This window comes from Pedobacter sp. Bi126 (genome assembly GCF_918698245.1).
Classification (GTDB): Bacteria; Bacteroidota; Bacteroidia; order Sphingobacteriales; family Sphingobacteriaceae; genus Pedobacter.
Genome location: NZ_CAKKMS010000008.1, coordinates 211658 through 232436 on the forward strand (window position 1 = coordinate 211658; position 20779 = coordinate 232436).

General features: G+C 40.6%; 15 protein-coding genes. 4 read left to right on the top strand and 11 right to left on the bottom strand.

Features of this window, described 5'->3' with window-relative positions:
• Window position 1 precedes the first annotated feature (1 nt).
• Genes LQ201_RS23670 through LQ201_RS23715 form a run of 10 tightly spaced genes read right to left on the bottom strand, consistent with a single transcriptional unit; the run spans window position 2 to window position 9898 of the window.
• Window positions 2-307, bottom strand: a complete 306-nt coding sequence (locus tag LQ201_RS23670; RefSeq protein ID WP_230146135.1) for a GNAT family N-acetyltransferase — start codon at window positions 305-307, stop codon at window positions 2-4.
• Window positions 308-311: 4 nt separating this feature from the next.
• Window positions 312-1247 carry a ring-cleaving dioxygenase gene (locus tag LQ201_RS23675; protein WP_230146136.1) on the bottom strand — a complete coding sequence of 312 codons (936 nt, stop codon included), beginning with the start codon at window positions 1245-1247 and terminating at the stop codon, window positions 312-314.
• Between the two features lie 5 nt (window positions 1248-1252).
• Window positions 1253-3559: a histidine kinase dimerization/phosphoacceptor domain -containing protein gene (locus LQ201_RS23680; RefSeq protein ID WP_230146137.1), complete on the bottom strand. Its 2307-nt coding sequence runs from the start codon at window positions 3557-3559 to the stop codon at window positions 1253-1255.
• 2 nt (window positions 3560-3561) lie between these two features.
• Entirely contained in the window at window positions 3562-4251 is a 690-nt protein-coding gene (locus LQ201_RS23685) for a YoaK family protein (RefSeq protein WP_230146138.1), read from the bottom strand.
• A gap of 13 nt (window positions 4252-4264) precedes the next feature.
• On the bottom strand, window positions 4265-4738 hold the full coding sequence (locus LQ201_RS23690) for a Dps family protein (RefSeq protein ID WP_131032254.1): 474 nt from the start codon (window positions 4736-4738) through the stop codon (window positions 4265-4267).
• Between the two features lie 22 nt (window positions 4739-4760).
• Window positions 4761-5195, bottom strand: coding sequence for a DoxX family protein (locus LQ201_RS23695; RefSeq protein ID WP_230146139.1), 435 nt, complete (start codon window positions 5193-5195; stop codon window positions 4761-4763).
• 3 nt (window positions 5196-5198) lie between these two features.
• The gene (locus LQ201_RS23700) at window positions 5199-7091 is read right to left on the bottom strand and encodes an amidohydrolase (protein WP_230146140.1); all 1893 of its coding nucleotides are present in this window, start codon (window positions 7089-7091) and stop codon (window positions 5199-5201) included.
• A gap of 26 nt (window positions 7092-7117) precedes the next feature.
• Window positions 7118-7858 carry a M17 family peptidase N-terminal domain-containing protein gene (locus tag LQ201_RS23705; protein ID WP_230146141.1) on the bottom strand — a complete coding sequence of 247 codons (741 nt, stop codon included), beginning with the start codon at window positions 7856-7858 and terminating at the stop codon, window positions 7118-7120.
• 11 nt (window positions 7859-7869) lie between these two features.
• Window positions 7870-9249: an alginate export family protein gene (locus LQ201_RS23710; protein WP_230146142.1), complete on the bottom strand. Its 1380-nt coding sequence runs from the start codon at window positions 9247-9249 to the stop codon at window positions 7870-7872.
• 16 nt (window positions 9250-9265) lie between these two features.
• Window positions 9266-9898 (bottom strand): hydrolase, encoded by a 633-nt coding sequence (locus LQ201_RS23715; RefSeq protein WP_215130319.1) that lies wholly within the window; start codon window positions 9896-9898, stop codon window positions 9266-9268.
• Between the two features lie 659 nt (window positions 9899-10557).
• Between LQ201_RS23715 and LQ201_RS23720 the strand changes: the two genes are divergently transcribed.
• The 4 genes from LQ201_RS23720 to LQ201_RS23735 all read left to right on the top strand — a co-directional run bounded on the left by LQ201_RS23720 (window position 10558) and on the right by LQ201_RS23735 (window position 18668).
• Window positions 10558-12249: a sigma-54-dependent Fis family transcriptional regulator gene (locus LQ201_RS23720; RefSeq protein WP_230146143.1), complete on the top strand. Its 1692-nt coding sequence runs from the start codon at window positions 10558-10560 to the stop codon at window positions 12247-12249.
• 6 nt (window positions 12250-12255) lie between these two features.
• Complete coding sequence (locus tag LQ201_RS23725; protein ID WP_230146144.1) at window positions 12256-14610, top strand: histidine kinase dimerization/phosphoacceptor domain -containing protein; 2355 nt, start codon at window positions 12256-12258, stop codon at window positions 14608-14610.
• A gap of 6 nt (window positions 14611-14616) precedes the next feature.
• A complete protein-coding gene (locus tag LQ201_RS23730; protein ID WP_230146145.1) occupies window positions 14617-16536 on the top strand; it encodes a sigma 54-interacting transcriptional regulator in 1920 nt (639 codons plus the stop codon).
• A gap of 176 nt (window positions 16537-16712) precedes the next feature.
• Window positions 16713-18668: a sigma 54-interacting transcriptional regulator gene (locus tag LQ201_RS23735; RefSeq protein ID WP_230146146.1), complete on the top strand. Its 1956-nt coding sequence runs from the start codon at window positions 16713-16715 to the stop codon at window positions 18666-18668.
• A 189-nt stretch (window positions 18669-18857) separates the two neighbouring features.
• Here LQ201_RS23735 and LQ201_RS23740 read toward each other — a convergent pair whose 3' ends face one another.
• Complete coding sequence (locus tag LQ201_RS23740; RefSeq protein ID WP_230146147.1) at window positions 18858-20471, bottom strand: Na+/H+ antiporter; 1614 nt, start codon at window positions 20469-20471, stop codon at window positions 18858-18860.
• Window positions 20472-20779 lie beyond the last annotated feature (308 nt).

Consider the following 20779-nt stretch of genomic DNA (forward strand, 5'->3'; position numbering starts at 1 on the left):
TTTATTCTTCTTCTTTTATTTTGTTCCAGATATCGCGATACAGATCTTCGTGCCGTTTGAACTGGATGTGAACATAAGGGCACATTGGGATAACCATTAATCGGTTTTCGCGGACATAGGCCACCATTGCATCGAGCAACATTTTAGCATATCCTTTTCCTTCTTTTGCAGGATCTACTTCGGTATGGTAAACGGTTAAATCGTTATCCTTAATATCGAAAATCATTTCGCCAACTTTTCCGTCTTCATCATAAATATCGAACGAACTTGGTTCGCCTTCCTGAATGTTTAATTTTACCTCTGCCATCTTTTTAAATTAATTTTGGAAGTAATTTATCTAAATCTTCGCGTAAATGCTCGTGCTGATGCGGTAATTTTAAATGTGTCCCCAGTTCATTTAAAGGCTCATCAACGGTAAAACCTGGATTTTCTGTTGCAATTTCGAAAAGTACACCCCCTGGTTCGCGGAAATATAAAGAGTAGAAATAATCACGATCGATTTTAGGCGTAATCTGTAAGTTTTTACTTAAAATCTGCTCCCTCAATTCCATTTGAATATCCTCGTTTTTAACACGGAATGCCACATGGTGGTTGGTACCGGCAGCATTTCTTCCCCTGTGGCCAGATGGTACTTCCAACAGATCTACAATAGCCGCATTTTCTACGGTATCGGTAATAAAACGATATCGGTTTTCTTCCTGTCCCAGTAAACGGTAACCAAATAAATCAGTTAATACCTTTGCGGTTCCATCGATACTTTGCAGGGTTAAAGTGGTACTGTGGAAACCTTTGGTTGCAGTATCCTTTTTGATATCAGCAGTTTCCCAGGGCGTTCTGGCATCTGTAGTTTTAGGTACAATCAAACTCAGCGATAAACCATCTGGGTCTTTAAAAGCAAGTACCTGTTCGCCGAAACGCTCGGTAATCTCCTTTGTTTTAACGTTTGCGGCACCGAATCTTTCCAACCAGAACTGGTGACTGCCCACAGGTACAGAATAGCCGATTTCTGTTGCCATCCCCACGCCTTCAGTGCCCTGCCCAATTCCATCCCATGGAAAAAAGGTAAGAATGGTTCCTGCTGATCCACTTTCATCGCCATAATAGAGATGGTAAGTACCCGGGTCATCAAAATTTACCGTTTTTTTCACCAACCTTAAACCCAGTGTTTTAGTATAAAAATCGAAGTTTTGCTGTGCATTGCCTGCAATCGCCGTGATGTGGTGCAAGCCTAAAATGTTATTATTCATATCGTTTAATTTTTGTTTATTAATAGTGCTGAGCTTTCTGTAATTAATTCGTTGTGGCGTTTGAAGATGACATCAAGCACAAGGCCATCATCATTCCACATTTTTATTTCTCCGTTAAGCTGTTCGGTAAGGCCGGTCATTAAGCTCATTCCAAGTGATTCGGTATGATCAGGATCGAAGCCTGCTGGCAAACCAATCCCCGTATCTGCAATTTTCAGTTCGCAGCGCTCCTCTCCCGTGAGCAAGAAAGAAATGTGCACTTTACCTTTTTTATCATCCGGAAAGGCATATTTAATCACGTTACTAATGGCCTCGTTCAGGATCAAACCAAGCGGAACCGCCTGTGCAACATCTAATTTAATCGCCTCTGTTTCTAAAGTGAACTGGATTTTCTTATCAGTACCAAAACATTCGATCATATATTCTACCAATTCTTTGATGTACCATTTCATATCAATTTCGGCCAGATTATCAGACTGATAAAGCTTTTGATGAATAAGCGACATGGCATGCATCCGGTTCTGGCTATTTCTAATGGCCACTAAAGCATCTTCATTATCGAGGTAAGCCGACTGGGTATTAAGCAGGCTGATTACAATCTGCAGGTTGTTTTTAACCCGGTGATGGATTTCGCGGAGGAGCCATTCTTTTTCGCCGAGTATTTTCCTAAGCAGTTCGTTCTGCGTATTGATTTCTTCCTGCTTTTGTTCCAGGATAAGATTGCTACGTTTTTTTAAACGATAACGGTTATAAATGAGGCCTGCAAACAGCGCCGCGATAATAAGTCCTGCGATAAAAAAATACCTCACCCGTTCCTCATTCCCGATCCTGACCTGCTGCAACTGATTTTTCTGATGAAGCAAGGCAATATCCTTATCTTTTTTCTCGGTTTGATATTCGATTTCCAATCCCGAAATCTGTTTGTTCTTTTCGTTGTTCCAGATGGAATCTGTTAATCTTTTATAGGTTTTATAGTGCGCCACAGCCGACCAGGGTTTGTTCAATGCAGAATCTACATCAAACCAAAGCCTGTGCAACTGAGACAGCGCCAGTAAGTTTTTCTGCGCTAAACTTTGCTTTTCATGTTCTTTTAAATAACCGTCGGCAGCTTGAAATTGCTTCTCACGGATCAGTTTCCGGATGATACTGCGGTACAGGTAAATCTGGTTCGGATCATCTTTGGGCAGATCATGGTGGAATTTAATTAAAGTTTTGAAAAATGGTTCAGCCTTGTCATATTGTCCAATATCGTAGTAGGTGTTGAACAAAATATAAGGTATGCGCAGTTTCATCTGGGTATCAGTTGGCGGATATTTTTTAATCAGCTCTTTCAACTCAGCTATTCCTTCTTCAAACCTTTTCATGCGAACATAAATGGTAGCTACATTGGCAATAATGGTTTGCATATAACCTGGATCTTTATAACGCTCCGCGATGTTTTTTGCCCTTAACCAATAATCAAGCGCTTTCTGGTCGTTACGCAGGTAATAATAGGTTAAACCTAAATGGTTGTTTATAGAACTTCTTTGCAAACTTGTATCAGCCAACTGGTCGGCAGTTTTCTCTGCTAGTAAACCGTATTTTAGCGCTTCCGAAAAATTGCCGAGGCTGATATTGGTAATACACATGTTATTGTACACGCCTTGCAACTCTTTAAAACTAATAGCCTTGTAAACAGCAAGCGAGGTATCCATTAGTTGAATGGCATAGGCTGGCTGCCCTTTTATGTTGTAATAATCGCCCAGGTTTTTAAGCGAATTGGCTTCTTCTAATTTATTTCCTGCCTGGCGGTAAAGGGCCAGGGATTTTTCATTGTAAGCAATTTTCTTTTCGAGATCCGCTCCTTCATTACCAAAAAGATTCCCTATGGCCGAATATGCTTCTGCCAATTGATCTTTCAGATTCATCTTCGAGGCGTAGGCAATGGCCTGTTCATAAATTTTTGTCCCTAAAACCTTATCTCCCGATTCGCGGATGATATTTCCTTTGAGCACCATACTTCGGGCAATTCCTTTTGGATATTCGATCTTGCCGGCTAAAGCAAAAGCCTGTTCGCGGAGCTGCATCGCCCGGGCAAGGTCGGCTTTTAATTCGCCTGGTAAATTGAGGTAATAGGTACCCAGATCGATCCATAAATCGACTTTACTTTCGGTTTGGCCAAGCCTGCGGAGTTTAATTTCCGCTGTCTCAACTTCCTTGATGGTCCTGATGCCCTGCCCTTTTGCAAGGACAGGACTGATCAGCATGAAAGTAATTAACAGGAACCTGAATTCCGGCCAGCAACAATTAGCTATTTTGTTTATGGTTGGCATCTTTAAATTTTAGCATCATTTTTATCCGCCTTTGTGCTGTAATAGCAGATTAACATGGCAACACCAGGCAGCACGATGCCCACTAAGCCAAACAGCTGTCCGATCCAGGCGCCGAGGATACAGCCAATTAAAAAGCCGCCCAATGTGATTAAACCTTTATTTATCCCTGAAAGGAAGTCGGCGTTTTTGAAACCCGAATTACAAAACGACCTGATATCAAGCGCAAACTGGGTTACATTACCCGTCATCATGGTGGTTGGTCCATAGGTTTCTTTGGCATAAAGTTTCCCAAAGGCATTCTGTATCCCCATGGCAAAAACCACGATCATGGTAACCAGGTACATTGGCCATGTAACTTCACCATTGTCTATATAGCCTAAAGAATACGCTATTGCACCGCCAAGTAAAAGAATAAGCCCCTCACATAAAAGCAGAAAATGCCTGTTCGAAAATCTCGCCGATATCCAGCCGCCAGCCATAACAGAGAGCATAAATATTGGGAAAGTTAGCAGTTTGATCCATGCATCGCCATCAGAGCCTTTTATCATCTGATAAGCGAATACGATAAAGTTTCCTGTAACGTGTGCCGAAAAAATCTTATCGGCAGCAACAAAGGTAATACTATCGCAATAGCCCGCTATAATGGTTAATACAAGGGTTACAAACCAGATATTGTTCTGTTTTTCTTCCATTTTGTTTTTGATTTTACGATAAATGAGCCCTTAACATCCAGGCCATGGTTTCGTGTGTTTCCATTAATCCTGTGATGTAATCGCTTGTTCCGGCATCTTTAAGCGCCCCTGCATAATTATCGATGTTTTCTCTTAAATGGATCAGGATACTTTCGTGATCTGCCAATAACATTTTGATGTAGGTTGGTGCATCGTTTTTACCGCGGTCGTCTTCAGTTAAGTGAGTTAATTCCAGAAACTGTTTAAGCGATGCGGGCGCATAATGACCAAGCTTGCGGATACGTTCTGCAACTTCATCAACAATATCTTCCAGTTGGGTGTATTGCTCTTCAAAAAATTTGTGTTTGTTGTAAAAGTCTGGTCCTTCAACGTTCCAGTGCGCTTTTCTTGTTTTGGTATATAAAACGTATTCATCTGCAAGAATTTTGCTTAATGAATGTGCAACCTCGGCGAGGTTTTCTGCGCTGATTCCAATTTTAGCTTCCATAATTTGTGATTTAATGTTTATTTTAATTAAAAAGTGTATTGAATAAATAATGATCTATTGAAATAGTCCCGGGTCCGATTAACCATAAAAAAAGCATGGCCAATGTGTACATGTAAGGTACATCACGCACTTCAATCGAATCTTTACGATGTACTACGAAATAGCCGATGGCCGTTACACCTATAGATGGCAATAAGAAAAGTCTGGTTCCGACACCTATGGCAACCAGAAATGGCACAAGGGTATCAGAAAAAGTGGCAACCAGGGCATTCAGTTTATCTGGCAACCCCAGGGGATTGGGTACATGTTCTTTCTCTCCGTTTTGTACACGGAACTTTTTCATGCCATGAACCCTGAAAAGCTCGAGCATGAGCAGCAGCCTAAAAATAAGTACGGCCCAGTTGTTAAAGTCTGATCCCAAATCAGAATAAAGCAGGTATTTAATGATATTTTCCATGGATTAAAAAGCAAAGCATGAGCAGCCCAGCGCGCCCCAAAATGCGGTGTAATTGTTTACAGGAAGGTTGCTGGTCCTCACTGCATCGTGATTATGATTATGGACATTACAGCTACCTACGCAAGAGTGCACCATTGCTAAAACCGAACCGGCGCCCTTTGCCCCTTTTGTTTTTCCCTGTTGATCTGTTTTGTGCGTCGCCGGAGAATAATATCCGTTGTAACTGTTTGTTGGCGACCAGTCTGGCAGAATCGGGATTTTTGGTGGAGAAAAAGAAGAGAAATCGCCTTTGGCATACACAATTTTGCCATCAACTAGGGTTAAATCAGATTCGATACTTTTGATCTGCTCATCGGCAACTTCGAAGTAATCGTGATTTAAAACGGCTAAATCTGCAAGCATGCCTACTTCGATATCACCCTTTTTTTGCTGCTCGTTCGAAAACCAGGCACTGCCCCTGGTATATAGTTCTAAAGCGGTTTCTCTTGATAAAACGGTTTCTTCACTGTAGATTTTTAAGCCACCAACTGTTTTACCGGCAGTTAACCAAAACATGGAAACCCATGGATTGTAACTGCTTACGCGGGTGGCATCAGAACCACCACCAACAGGAACTCCCATTTCGAGCATTTTTTTAACCGGTGGTGTTTGCAAGGCAGCTTTTGCACCATAACGTTCGGTAAAATATTCGCCCTGATAAGCCATTCTGCTCTGAATCGCTATGCCGCCACCCAGGGCTTTTACACGTTCAATGTTCCGCTCGTCGATGGTTTCGGCATGGTCGAATATCCAGGGCAGGCCAGCAAAAGGAATATCTCTATTTACCTTTTCAAAAACATTTAGAAAACGACCGATACTTTCATTATAAGTGGCATGAAGCCTGAAAGGCCATCTTTTTTCGACCAGTAAACGCACCACACGTTCCAGTTCGGGCTCCATATTATCGGAGAGGTCTGGCCTTGGCTGAAGAAAATCTTCGAAATCTGCTGCAGAGAAAACCAGCATTTCACCCGCCCCGTTGTGGCGGTACATATCATCTCCCTGATAAAGTTTTACGGTATTGGTCCAGTTGTCAAAATCCTCAAATTCCTGCTTTGGGCGCTGTGTAAATAAATTATAAGCAATGCGAACGGTAAGTTGTTTTTGCTCATTCAATTCGTTTACAACTTTATAATCGTCAGGAAAATTTTGAAAACCTCCACCGGCATCAATTACACTGGTAATCCCGAAACGGTTCAGTTCGGTCATAAAATGACGGGTAGAATTTACCTGATGTTCATAAGAAAGTTTCGGACCTTTTGCCAGTGTAGAATATAAAATCATCGCGTTTGGGCTGGCGATAATCAGTCCCGTAGGCTCCCCATTGGCATCTCTCTGGATTTCTCCACCCGGAGGCGCAGGCGTATCTTTTGTATATCCAACGGCTTTAAGCGCAGCGCGGTTCATAAAAGCACGGTCGTATAAATGCAAAATAAACACAGGCGTTTCGGGCGCAATGGCATTTATTTCTTCCAGCGTTGGCATTCGTCTTTCAGCAAACTGAAACTCAGACCAGCCCCCAACTACGCGCACCCATTGTGGTGATGGGGTAATATCTACCTGCTCTTTAAGCATCCGTAAAGCATCAGCCAGTGACGGAACACCATCCCAGCGTAATTCCAGATTGAAATTTAACCCACCACGGATTAAATGGATGTGGGAGTCGTTAATCCCCGGAACAACCCGTTTTTTACCCAGATCAATCAGTCTTGTTGCAGAACCCGAAAAATTCATGATGTCGCTATCACGACCAACGGCGATGAACTTGCCATCTTTAATGGCAACGGCTGTTATTTCTTCCTTTTGCTTGGCAATGGTATGAACCTTACCATTGAATAAAATTATATCTGCAGTCATGGTGTCTTCTTTTTAGATTTGAGATCTTAATTTTTAATGGCAGCAATTGCTTCCTGAATGCCTTCTCCGGCTGTTGTAAAAAACGCAGGTCCTGCCAAAAGGATCACTTTTGCCACTGGTTTAAAGGTTGCCATATTCTTTTCTTTTAACCAGGTTTGGGTTCTGTAGGCTTCGAAAATGCCTTTTACAACGTTTCCAGCAACCAATGCCGTTGGCGAGTCGATCCCTGCATCTTTTAAATCACTTGCAAAAGAAAAGTTGTTTACACCAAGTTTAAGCGCTTCTCTCATGGCGATGCTGCCTACTCCGGTCATGAATTCTGGTGTAAATTTATTCCGATCGCCAAGACCGATTAAAAGCAGGCGTTTGCCACCTATGGTACCTTTTGGTGGAGAAATTAAAATGGTTTCGTTGGCGTGACCAAGAAATTTCCCACTTTTACGGATTTCGGTGATCAAACCTTTCATATCCTGATCTAGGTGTACCAAACCATTTAATGCTGGCGGAAGTGCAGGTGGCGAATTAAAAATATCGCCTTCGGTGTACTCAAAAACACAGGCAATCTGCAAATCGCTAACCTGCGCTGATGGCCCCTGAACTACCCCTTCGATTGCAATCCCATCAACCGTACCCCAAACTTTGGCCGTTCCAATTGCGGTAGTTGTTTGTGCGAATGTTGTTCCCGTAACAAATACAGAGAATATGATAATGGCCAGCCTGAAGTTTTGGATAGCAGCTATTGACTGTTTAGTGAAGTTATTTTTCATTTTCTTATTATTTAAAATTTGTATGATACCTGAGCATTAAAAAACTTTGAATTGTCCCAGCGTGGTACGATATCTTTTATAAAATCGCCTACCCTGAAATATTGCCCCCCACAACTGAATGAAAGGTTGTTATTGAATTTATAATCTGCACTGAGCAGATAAGTGGTACCGATAAAGCGATGATTAGAAAGTGAACCTGCGGTATTAAAATTTCCGCTGGGGCGATAGATCCCATCGTTTGTAGAATACCTCCAGTTAAAAACTACATCAGCCTGAATGCTTAATTTATCGGTTGGGCTAAGGGTTAAGTAAGGATGCAGATCAATTAGGTTCGAAGGTCCGATGAGTGGGTTAAATCCAAAATAACCTCCTTTAGGATACAAGGGATTAAAGGTTTGGAGTTTCCCATCGCCTGCTTTCTGGTCACCTGAGATATAATCGTTCCGCAGGTTTACAGAAGGCTTAAGCTTGGTTTCTTCAAAAGTATAACCCAATTCAATAGCCATCGTCCAGGCATCGATGTTGCCACTTCCAAACTTGCCAAACTGATAGGCAGCTTCTACATTATAGATAAAACCACCGCCACTTTTCCAATACCGGGTAGCCACGGTATGCCTGATTTCTTTTTCAGCGCCTTCCTCAAATTCTGCATTGTCGCGCCTGATGCCTAAATAATAGAAATCGAAGTTTCCCCCTTGTTGGATATTGAGATTCGAATAAGCACCCCAAAGGTTGGCCTGATGGCTGGGGCGATTATCGAATACCCCAAAATTCACTTCATCAGCCGCTAAAACAAATGCATCCAGTGAAAACCGTGGTGTTGCATACATTAGTTTTGCTCCGGTAAAATACTGCCGTACGGTTGTCCCCTCTCTTACAGAAATTAACCGCCCGGAACCGTAATTAATTTCCTGCCTACCCAACCTAAGGGCTAATTTATTGGGTGAATCTTTAAGAATCCTGTATTCTGCAAACAGATTTTGTACTACAAGCTGGTCTTCATCAACCGGAGATGGTCCATATTTACTGCCATTTTCGAGCGCACTGTTTAACTGGGCAAAAATCCGCAGTCTTTCTCCAACATTTAAATCAGCATAAAGCGAGTAGCGCTGTAAAAAAGAATAATTGAAACCCTGATCTTTGATCCAATCTTCATTGATTTTCCCTCCGTATTCCTCCCTGATTTCGCCACCAAAACTGAGGTAAACTTTTTTATCTGCAGAAAGCGGCAGGAACTTTAAGGTATTGTAGTGGTTCCTGGCCGAATCTTTCAGATTGCTATAATCCTCATCGTAGCGCATAAGCTTAATGCCTTGGGCGAAAGCCACAGTTGTTGATAAGCAAAAACAGATTGCAACAACAAATGCCAAATGGGGATAATCAGTTCTCATTTTATGTAAATGAGGATTAGTGTTTTACCATTTTGTGTGCATACTGGATGCCAAGGCCATAACCTGCACCGTATTTTTTCATCAGTGTGGTTACAGGCTCATAAGTTCCGGTTCTGGCCCAATCTCTTTGCAATTCGAGGATGTACTGCACAGAAGTTACCGGTTTTACACCTGCATGCACCATCCGCTGAATGGCCCGTTCGTGTGCCTCATTACTTACATCACCACAGGCATCTGTGATCACGAAAACATCAAAACCTTCTGATAAGGCAGATAAAGCCGGACCAACGATACAAACACCTGTCCAAAGACCGGCCAATACAAGTTTCTTTTTCCCGGTTGCCGTGATTGCTTTGTAAGCCGGTTCATCTTCCCAGGTATTCATCGAAGTCCTATCGATATAATTTGAAGTAGCCTGGGGATAAAATTCTTCAATTTCTGGAAAAACAGGGCCTGCAAACGATTCTTCGGCAACTGTGGTTACAATAGTGGGTACGTTAAAGATTTTAGATGCGCCACAAACAATGGCAACATTTGTACGAAGTTCGGTAATAGAGATGCTTTTTGTTGCAAAAGCCATCTGTCCCTCGAAATCGATTAATACTAATGCATGATTTTCCGGAGATAATAAGTCTGGTGATGGTTTCATAATTAAATATTTTTGTTTCCCTCACTGTTCCAAGAAACATACCACCTCGCAAATAACTATAAATGAGAGTCTTACATAAAAACACACGAAATATGATTAACCATATATCGTTGATTTACGAATTTCAATATTGTTTTTTACCACAAAGGACGCAGCGGGAAAAGTATGTGTGTTTTAACCACAGAGAAAACGGAGGAAGGCACAACGCGCATAATTTGGGACTTGTGATTCCCTTCATCGGATCGTCATTCCCAATTTGATTGGGAACCACGCAGTGCTCATGAATGCCTTTGAAGAGAAGAAAGCTTATGAATAATCCTAATGCCTAACAAATGCTTCAAGTATTAAGATTAGCTTCGCTGAGCACTTCATGGTTCCCGCCTGCGCGGGAAAGACGACATTTCTATTGAATTGCGATTAATGATTTATTTCAACATTCAATCAACCAAACATTTACCTCTGCGGAAATCTCCCAAATCTGCGGGATAAATTAATTGAGCACCTAAATAATTAACGAAAAAAAATAAAAAAATATCAACATTAAAATACAATCTAACTAGCTAAAAATCAATATAAAAAACAAATTAATAACGAAATTTCGTTACCAATTTAAAAAACAAAAAGTTATTAATTAAATTTATAAACCCTACTTTAGCGACATGGAAAGCAAGGGCAATTTATCTGAAATTCAAAATCAAGAACATGCCATCCTAAATATTAATGGAGCGACAGTACTTGAAATCGAAAATGCACGTTTGGTTAAAAAACTCGAACAAAAAGAAAGGGAAAATGCAGTTTTGTTATCGTTAAGCAACTCCATTGCTTCCATCAGGAATAAACTTGATCTTTTCGATGTTATAGACCTGAAGCTTAAAAAATTATTTGATTTTGATGACTTTGTAATCTGTTTGATTAATGACGATCAGGAGACCCATAGTGCTTTCATCTATAATCAAAAAGAGGATTTTCTTAAAACAGCCGGTATTGCACCAGAATCATCAAAGAAGTATACGCTCGATGATGGCATGTGCAGGGCGATGATTTCTTCAGAAAAACCAATCGTTTTTAACGTTGAAGAAGTTTTAAAGTGGGATGACGCACCTGCCTGGTTATCATTTTGGCACAATAAAGGCATCAAAGAAATGATTGGTCTGAAAATGGTAGACCGATCAGCATGTATCGGTTTCTTTTACCTCTACACTAAGAACCTGAATTCGTTATCGAATATCTATTTCGATCTGCTTCAGGGCATTTCACTGCAGATTTCAATTGCGATATCGAACATCCGCGCAAACGAAAAAATTGAGCAACAGCTCTTAGAAATCAATGCATACAAACAAAAATTAGAGGATGAAAAAAGTTACCTGCAGGAAGAGATTCAACACAAATACAACCATACAGAAATCATCGGGCAGAGCAAGTCGTTAAAAGACATTTTCCATCTGGTTGAGGCTGTGGCTGCTACCGATAGTACTGTATTGATTACCGGGGAAACAGGAACAGGAAAAGAGCTCATTGCAAGGGCATTACATAATTCCTCGCTTCGTAGCAACGAATTGATGGTTAAAATCAATTGTGCCGCAATACCCGCTAGTTTGGCTGAAAGTGAACTTTTCGGTCATGAAAAAGGCAGCTTTACAGGTGCAACTGACAGGCGTATCGGAAAGTTTGAACTGGCACACAATGGGACGCTTTTTTTGGATGAGATTGGCGAACTTTCATTAGAACTTCAGGTAAAGCTGCTCCGTGCATTACAGGAAAAGGAAATTGAACGGATTGGCGGCAGGGATGTAATTAAAACAAATGTGAGAATTATAGCTGCCACGAACAGGAACCTGCTAAAAGAGGTAGAAAAAGGGAGTTTCAGGAGCGACCTATATTACAGGTTGAATGTATTTCCAATTCCAATCCCCCCGTTGAGGGATAGATTGGATGATATCCCCCATCTTACGGCATTCTTCATTGAACGCATTTCAAAAAAAACAGGAAGGCAGGTAAACGCCATTTCTAAAAGTGCGCTGAACAAACTCATGCTCTACCCCTGGCCAGGAAATGTGAGGGAGCTCGAGCATTTGATTGAACGGAGCATATTATTAACATCCGGCAACATATTAAAAGAAATCCACCTACCTAAAACAGATAGAAATGAGGTAATTAACCATACAGATGAGCAAAAAATCAAAAGCATCCACGAAAACGAACGCGACCATATTCTGTCGGTTTTAAAACATTGCAAGGGAAAAATATCCGGTATCGGTGGAGCTGCAGAAATATTAAATATCCCTGCTACCACCCTTAACTCAAAAATTAAAAAATTTAAGATTAAACGGGAACACATCCTGAATAAGTAACATTTAATGATAGAATTAAACAAACTGTTTAAAAAAGTTGCGGCAGTAAAGCACGTCAATAAAACGATCGTGCTCATCATGCTATTTGCGATTTTCAGTTTAATGCTCACTAAGAGCAGCAATACTTCAGCCAGAAATCAGGTAGACAGTCTAAATCCCGCAGATTCTCTTCAAAAGCTACAGCGACTTTTGGCTGATTCAAAACGCGATACAAACCGCATCCAATACCTGCTAAAAATTGCCGATCATTTCATCAATCAACAGGAAGACCAAAGCATAAATTTAGCGAGGGCAATGCCTTATCTGCAAAAAGCCCGTATTTTAAATGATCAACTTAAATCCCCAAACTGGGAATTCCGTACCCTTATGGCTTACGCCCGGTTTTTGAACAAAAAGCATTTAAGAGTGCAGCAGGCACTCACCTATGAAAAGGCAATCGCTGTTGCACAAAAAACCGGCAACAAGCGCTTTGAAGCCATCGCATGGTATTCGTATTACATTAATGTTCCCGATACCGTTTCGGATTATAAAAACAAAACATTTTACAACCGGGCAGCTACCGCACATGCCTTATATAAAGAAATTGGCACCTCATTCCAGGAAAAATACAGAGAGGCAACGCTCCTAAAAACAATGGCAGATTTCCATTTGGAGGAAGAAAAATTTGATTTATCCATAAAAGAGCTTTTTGAGGTTATAGCGCTGGATAAAAAATTCAAACTTCCCGATCTGCCAATGGCCTATGATCTGCTTTCGGCAGTTTATGAAAGAAAAGGAGAACTCAGTAAGGCATTGAATTACGCATTACTGAGTGTAAAAACGGCACAAAACAACCACGAGGAAGTGCTCGGCACTTATTTAAACCGGGTAGGCTCTGCCTATGAGGCCATGGGTAAAGCTAAAGAAAGCATTGCCTGGTACCGTAAAACCCTTGATGTTAACGATAAAAAAGATCCTTTCCGCTTTGTTACGGCTTATTCCATTACGAGCCAAATGATCAAACTGGGTGAAGCCAAAAAAGCATTGGCCATACTCGAAAAAACCTGGAGCGAGGTTAACAATCCATCAAGTGGGCATGAATATTTTATGTTTCTGGCATTTGGCGAATGTTATGCTGCGCTAAAAAAGTACGATCTGGCTAAAAAGTATTTCAACAAACTACTAGAAGACAATACATTACAAACATACTCTAACCCTTTCCAAACTTCAGTTTTCTTCTCTGTAAGCGAATTTTACTTTGCCCAGAACAAATACGAACTAGCGTTACAGTTTGCAGAAAAAGCAAGGGAAAACCAGATCAGTATGACCTTGCCAAGGCAGATCCGCTTAAATGAAATTCTTTACAAAATAGATCTATCTACAGGTCGTCCAGCGGAGGCAATTATCCATCTGCAAACCTTTCATAAGCTTAGAGATTCGATGCTTAGCCAGGAGAATTTAAACACCATTGAGCGATTGAAGATTGAATTCCAGGCCTCACAGAAAGAGAATGAAAATGAAATCCTCAGGAAGAAATCGCAATTACAAAGTCAGGAACTTAACCGCATTCAGTGGATCAAGAACGCCACTATCGCCGGGCTGGCTTTTTTAACTATCGTGCTTGTTTTAATCTATGGCAGGTTTCGGTTAAAAAAGAAACTTCATGATACTCTGGTAAAGAAAAAAGCAGATATAGATCTTGCCTACGCTGAACTCGAGCTAAATATTCAACAAAAAAATAATCTAATTGAAGAGAAGGAAAGCTTAATTAAGGAAGTGCACCATCGGGTTAAAAACAACTTGCAGTTAACAATGAGTTTACTGAACAGCCAAAGTTATTACCTGGAAGATTTATCGGCAATTGAGGCCATAAAAGAAAGTCAGCACCGGCTGAAAAGTATTGCATTGATTCATCAAAAGCTTTACCAAACAGAAAATCTGGCGACCATTAACATTCAGCCTTATATTGTAGAATTGGTTGAATATTTAAAGGAAAGCCTGAACGATGATAAAAAGATCAGCTTTGAATTGGATATTTTAAATCTCGAACTGGACATTTCGAAAGCTGTTCCGCTTGGCTTAATTATTAACGAGGCAATTACCAATATTTTCAAATATGCTTTTCCTAATAGTCATGGCGGAAAAGTGATCATTAGCCTAAAAGAATGCCAGGCAGATCATTATAAACTGTTTATTAAAGATAACGGCATCGGATTACCCGCCGATTTTGATTATGAACAATGCAACACACTGGGCATTATTTTAATGAAGGGACTGAGTGCCCAAATTGATGGTGTTTTTACGATGGAAAGCAAAGATGGTGTTTCGTTAAGCTTAATTTTTATAAATAGAGGTGAAGATTTATTGCTGTTGAAAGATTAATTGAAGATGAGGACAGAAAAAATTCTAATTGTTGAAGATGAATTTATCGTTGCGCACGATCTGCAGATGATTTTGCAGCGTGCCGGCTACAAGGTTGTTGGCATTGCCGATTCTGTTAAAAATGCACAGGCCCTACTGGAAAAACACCAGGTAGACCTGGTTCTTTTAGATATTTACCTTAAAGGCAGGTTAACCGGCATTGATCTGGCTTACGATTTGATGAAAAGCCAGATCCCATTCATTTATATCTCTGCAAATTCGAATGAAAAAGTGCTGGAGGCTGCAAAATCTACCTGCCCGTACGGGTTTATTGTTAAACCTTACCGTGAGCGGGACATTTTATTAAGCATTGATATTGCCAGGTACCGTAAGGAAAATAGCAATAACATGAAGATGAGCAGTGAGCGCTTTATGCAGGATTTCATTGTAGATATTTCGATGAAATCGTTAACCTGGCAAAAGAAAATTTTAGCCATTGCAGCTGCCTTTCAGCCATATATTCCTTTTGATTTTATTGCACTTTCTGGTATTGCAAAAGATGGAAAACGATATAGCGAAATTGGAATCACCAGAAAAAATTTTGACCAGTACGACTTATTTACAGCAAATGAGTTCTTAAAATACGCGGGTTTAAGCAGGGCAGAATATGATACCATCAATCAACTGGTACCCGAAACAACAGCCGACGCCATTTACATTGGTGATGATTTTGAGGGGGTAAAAAAGGCTGCCCCCATGAAAAATTTAATCGCCACCACTTATCATCTTTATTCCAATCTGGTAAAAACATTCTACCTGGAAAATGGCGATCAGATCAGCTTTTCGTTTTACAGTAGAACCGAAAACATTTACCAGCCCGCACACATGGAGCTGCTTAACTTTTTATCAGGCACTTTAGAGAAAAAGTTGGTCCATATTATCGAGCTTGAAAAAGCGGGAACGGAAACAGTTTTACATCAGGAAAGCGGTAACTATCCTGTAGCGAAAAAAAATTTTGAAAATATTATTGGCAAAAGTACTGCTTTGCTCAGTGTTTTAGACAAGATAAAAATTGTTGCACCAACTGATACATCTGTATTGATAACCGGGGAAAGTGGGACAGGAAAAGAAGAAGTTGCCAAAAGCCTCCACCGCTTATCGCATAGAAGCGCAAAGCCAATTGTGGCCGTAAATTGTGCTGCACTACCTGCAGATTTAATTGAATCCATTCTATTTGGTCATGAAAAAGGCTCGTTTACAGGTGCTGTGAACACCAGAATCGGAAAATTTGAAGAGGCAAACGGTGGCACCATCTTTCTCGATGAGATCGGAGAAATGCCCTTCGATCTGCAGGCAAAGCTTCTCCGAGCGTTGCAGGAGAAAGAAATTGAACGGATTGGTGGCAAACAACCTATTAAAGTCGATTTAAGAATAATTGCTGCAACAAACCTCAATTTAGAGAAAGAGATTGCAAAAGGCAGGTTTAGGTTGGACCTCTTCTATCGTCTTAATGTTTTTCCAATCCACGTTCCTCCGCTTTGTCGACGAAAGACCGACATCCCGCTATTGGCAGAATACTTTGTTCAGAAACATGCAAAAGCAGTAGGTAAAAACATTACCGAAATTCCAACTGATTTTATGGATCGGCTGATGTTATATGATTGGCCTGGCAATATCAGAGAATTGGAACATGTAATGTTGAGGAGTGTACTGCTTTCATCGGATGGAAAACTTAATCCCGATCATTTGGAACTTGGAGTTAAAATTGAAGAACCGCTTTCGCAAAATGGAATAAAAACGATTATTGACAATGAAAGAGACCATATCATCAGAGTTTTGGAGCTCTGCAAAGGTAAGGTTGCAGGCAGCGGCGGTGCGGCAGAATTATTGGGCATTCCGGCAACTACTTTGAGTTCTAAAATTAAAAAACTGGATATAAAACGTTAGTGACATTTAGTAAATCGACGATATATCATGAATTCCAAAAACCAACTCATACAATAAAACACTGATAAACAAAAACTTAAGGATTGGTATTTTTCTTGTCTTGAACAGACTGTATTAATCAAAAAGAGACCTTTGTTGGCCGTTGATTTATATCTAACGCTCGCCCGATATAGAAAATGAAACAGAAAATCTTAATTGTAGAAGATGAATTTATTGTAGCCAACGATCTTAGGATTATGCTCGAAAAAGCTGGCTATACAGTATGTGGGATAGCACCATCGGTGGTAAAGGCGCTTGAGCTGATCGCAGCGAAAGAACCCGACTGGATACTGTTGGATATTTTTTTGCAGGGCGACAAAACGGGAATTGATCTGGCTGGCCAGCTTACCGAAATGGGAATCCCTTTTATTTATATTTCCGCAAACACCAATCAGGGGATTTTAGAAGCCGCAAAAGCAACCCTGCCCTATGGCTTTTTGGTTAAACCTTTCCGCGAAAAAGACCTGATGGTAATGTTGGATATTGCCCGTTACAGACATGAACAAAACCTGAAATATAACCATCATAAAGAGCCACCACTACATAAACAGATTGAACATATTGCGCAAAAGCAGGAACCGGTTTCGCAGCGTTTGAAACAGATCAGTGCGGCGATGCACCCCGTTGTACCTTTCGATTTTCTCTGGATTACCAGATCAAAGCCACGCACAACAACAAAAGATGTTTACATCAGCCGCACTTTCGATGGAACGTTCAATATCTTCAGCACCGACGCTTTACTGAAAGAAACCAATATTTCAGATCGTGATTTTAAAACCTGGAACAGCACAGCGCTTGCCCATAATGGGAAACCAATCTTTAACGGATATGATTTTCGGAAACTGAGAATGGAAAGTCTATCGGTACAGGCGCTTTCAGACCATTACAAGCTTGAATCGGCCCTGATTACCGAAGTCGAAAGAGACGGGGATGTATTTCAGTTCGTTTTTTTCAGCCAGCTTTCAGATATCTACACAAAAGTTCATTCGGGTATTATCGCCCAATTTAAGAAAAGCCTGGAGCTCATTATAGCTAAAATTATTTTAAGTAAGGATAGCATAGCTCAAACTCCAGCTATGGGCTTACCTGTAGTTGAAAAGCCAATTATCAAAAAAGAACAAGCTATAATATTCCAAAAGGATCTTAATGGCATTATTGGTAACAGTGCTTTACTGCACGCCGCATTTAAGAAACTGGAACTGGTGGCACCCGACGATACTTCGGTGCTTATTTTGGGTGAAAGTGGTACCGGAAAAGAAAAAATCGCCCAGACCATCCATAAATTATCTCCCCGTAAAAACAAACCTTTAATTACCGTAAACTGTGCAGCTTTACCCTTAACGTTAATAGAATCGGAACTTTTCGGACATGAAAAAGGAAGTTTTACAGGCGCGAACGAAAAACGCATCGGCAAGTTTGAACAGGCAGACGGAGGTTCGATTTTTCTGGATGAGATAGGTGAACTTCCCTTAGAAGCCCAGGTAAAACTATTAAGGGTGCTCCAAGAAAAAGAAATTGAACGTTTGGGCGGAAATTATACCAAAAAGATAAACGTTAGGATCATTACAGCCACCAACAGAAATCTGGAGAAAGAAGTTGCAGAAGGCCGTTTCCGCCTTGACTTATATTACCGCTTGAATGTTTTCCCGATAGAATTACCTGCGCTGAGAGACCGAAAAGAAGATATACCTGCTCTGGCTGCTTATTTTATTGACAAATATGGCAAAAAAGGATCGTCATCAGTTACTTCAATATCTACGGATGCATTGAATGAAATGCAGGATTATCACTGGCCTGGAAATGTAAGGGAATTGGAGCACCTGATAGAAAGAAGTATGCTGTTAACTGAAGGGGAAATGATTACTAAAGTTGAACTTCCCAATTCGACATCCGTTACAGGTTTTTCTGGAGATGATCATTTCAAAATCAAAACCATGGAAGAAATGGAGAGAGAGCATATTATGAGCATTTTGCAGCTGTGTAAAGGCAAAATATTTGGCCCGGGCGGCGCGGCAGAAATCCTGAATATCCCTTCCACGACATTAAATTCTAAAATTAAAAAACTAGGGATAAAATTTGAATTTGTTAAGTAGGGCTTTAGGTTTTAGTCGGTAGTCTTGAGTCTGGAGTCGATTAAGCGCTGTGATTTAGGTTAAGATAAATCGTCATATCGACTTTAGTGCTCCAAGGAACTCCTTTGGAGGAGAGATCTTTAAACTATGTAAAAGATTCTGTTTCGCAGCGCCTCGCCACTGCTATATAAACCATTTAGCCATTACTTTTTACTGCAATTTCTTATGCGGAATTTTGGTATCTGATAAATCGATCTGCATTTCCTGCTTCCTGATTATCTCATCACTAAATTGCTTTTCCTTGCGGATTTTGTGAAGTTCTTGCCGCTGGATATGATAAATATCTTTTAAGATATGGTTATAAACTTCCATCTCTGCATTTTCGATTGCTTCGCACTCCATCGATTCGAGTCTTCTGGAGGTATGGTTTAAGCTGTTCTCTAGTTCATTTTTCAAACCATTTACCAATCCGATTCCTTCAATTTCCTGTGCGTAGTTTTCCCTTAAGCGGTTTAATGAAACATTTAACAGTCGCTGTTTAATGCTGGCCTCTTGCTGCTCATCAGGTACCAGTGGATCAATTTCGTAAATGTTGATCGCCTTGATGATATAAGGCAAAGTAAGCCCTTGAAAAACCAGGGTAACCAAAATAACCACAAACGTGATGAAGATGATCAGGTTACGGTGTGGAAAATTAATGTGGGCAGCAGTAGTAATGGGCAATGAGAGTGCCGCGGCTAAAGAAACTACTCCCCTCATTCCAGCCCAGCCGATAATTAACGGGCCTTTCCAGCCTGGGTGGGCTTCAGTCCTTCTTACCCTGGCAGATAGCCACCTTGGTATAAAAGCTACGGGATAAATCCAGGCGATACGGAGTACAATTACAAGTGCACTAATAATCAGTCCATAACTAAAGGCTTCCCAAATTGAATAACCTTCTAAGCCGGCCATTATGATCGGTAATTCCAGTCCGATCAAAATAAATACCAGGGCATTTAGGATCATGGTTAAGGTTGCCCATACATTGATGGCCTGCAAGCGGCTTTGCCCATCTACAAAAATTTCGTGCGATCGGTATGATAAAAACAAACCGCCGCTTACCACAGCCATCACACCCGAAAAATGGAACTGCTCAGCAGCCAGATACATAAAATAGGGCGAAATTAAAGTGATGGCAGCATCGATGCTGGGTGTAGTAGGTAAAAACCGATGGATAAGATATAATACGTGAGCCACGGCCAATCCGATTACAATGCCCATAACAGTACTTAAGAAAAAGTCACCTGCTGCATTTGAAAGCGAAAACTGCCCTGTAATTACCGCAGCTAAGGCAAAACGGAGCACAATTAAACTTGAGGCATCGTTAACCAGACTTTCGCCCTCCAAAATGGTGTTAATCCGTTTTGGCACTTTAATATTCTTCAATACCGATGTTGCCGCAATGGCATCAGGTGGCGAAACAATGCCCCCAAGTAAAAAGCCCATGGCGAGTGTAAAACCGGGAATCATGGAAGAGGTTAAAAATGCAACGGCTACCGATGTGATAATAACCAGACCAAAAGCAAGCAAACTGATCGGCCTGCGCCAGCGCCAGAAATCATTCCATGAGGTATACCAGGCAGCCTCATAAAGCAGCGGAGGAAGAAAAATCAGAAATATAACTTCAGGATCTATAGACATTGGCGGGATACCCGGAATATAGCTGATACCCAGACCGGCAATTACTAAAAATATAGGATAGGAAATTTTTACCTTTTGTGCCAGCATGATCAACAGGAAAGCTGCCGAAAGTAAAATAATGAACTGAAGAAGGGTATAATGCATGGCTTTTTCTCACAAAGAATAAACCACAAATATAATCAACAAATAACCAGTTATTTGAGCTTTAAAAAGGTTGTTATTTCAGCAAAAAAATTAACGATATAACGTAATTTTACTTGGAATAATTGCTGAAATCCGCTAAGCAAACAATAAACGGGTAATGCAATAAGGCAGGAAACTATTGCTCCAGATGTTGGTTTAATCCATACGATTATCTCACCGCCAAAGCACAAATCAAAAATCATTCAGCGATATTTATTTCTCCAAACAACTAACGTAAATTAACGAAATAGCGCAAATGAAAAATCAAC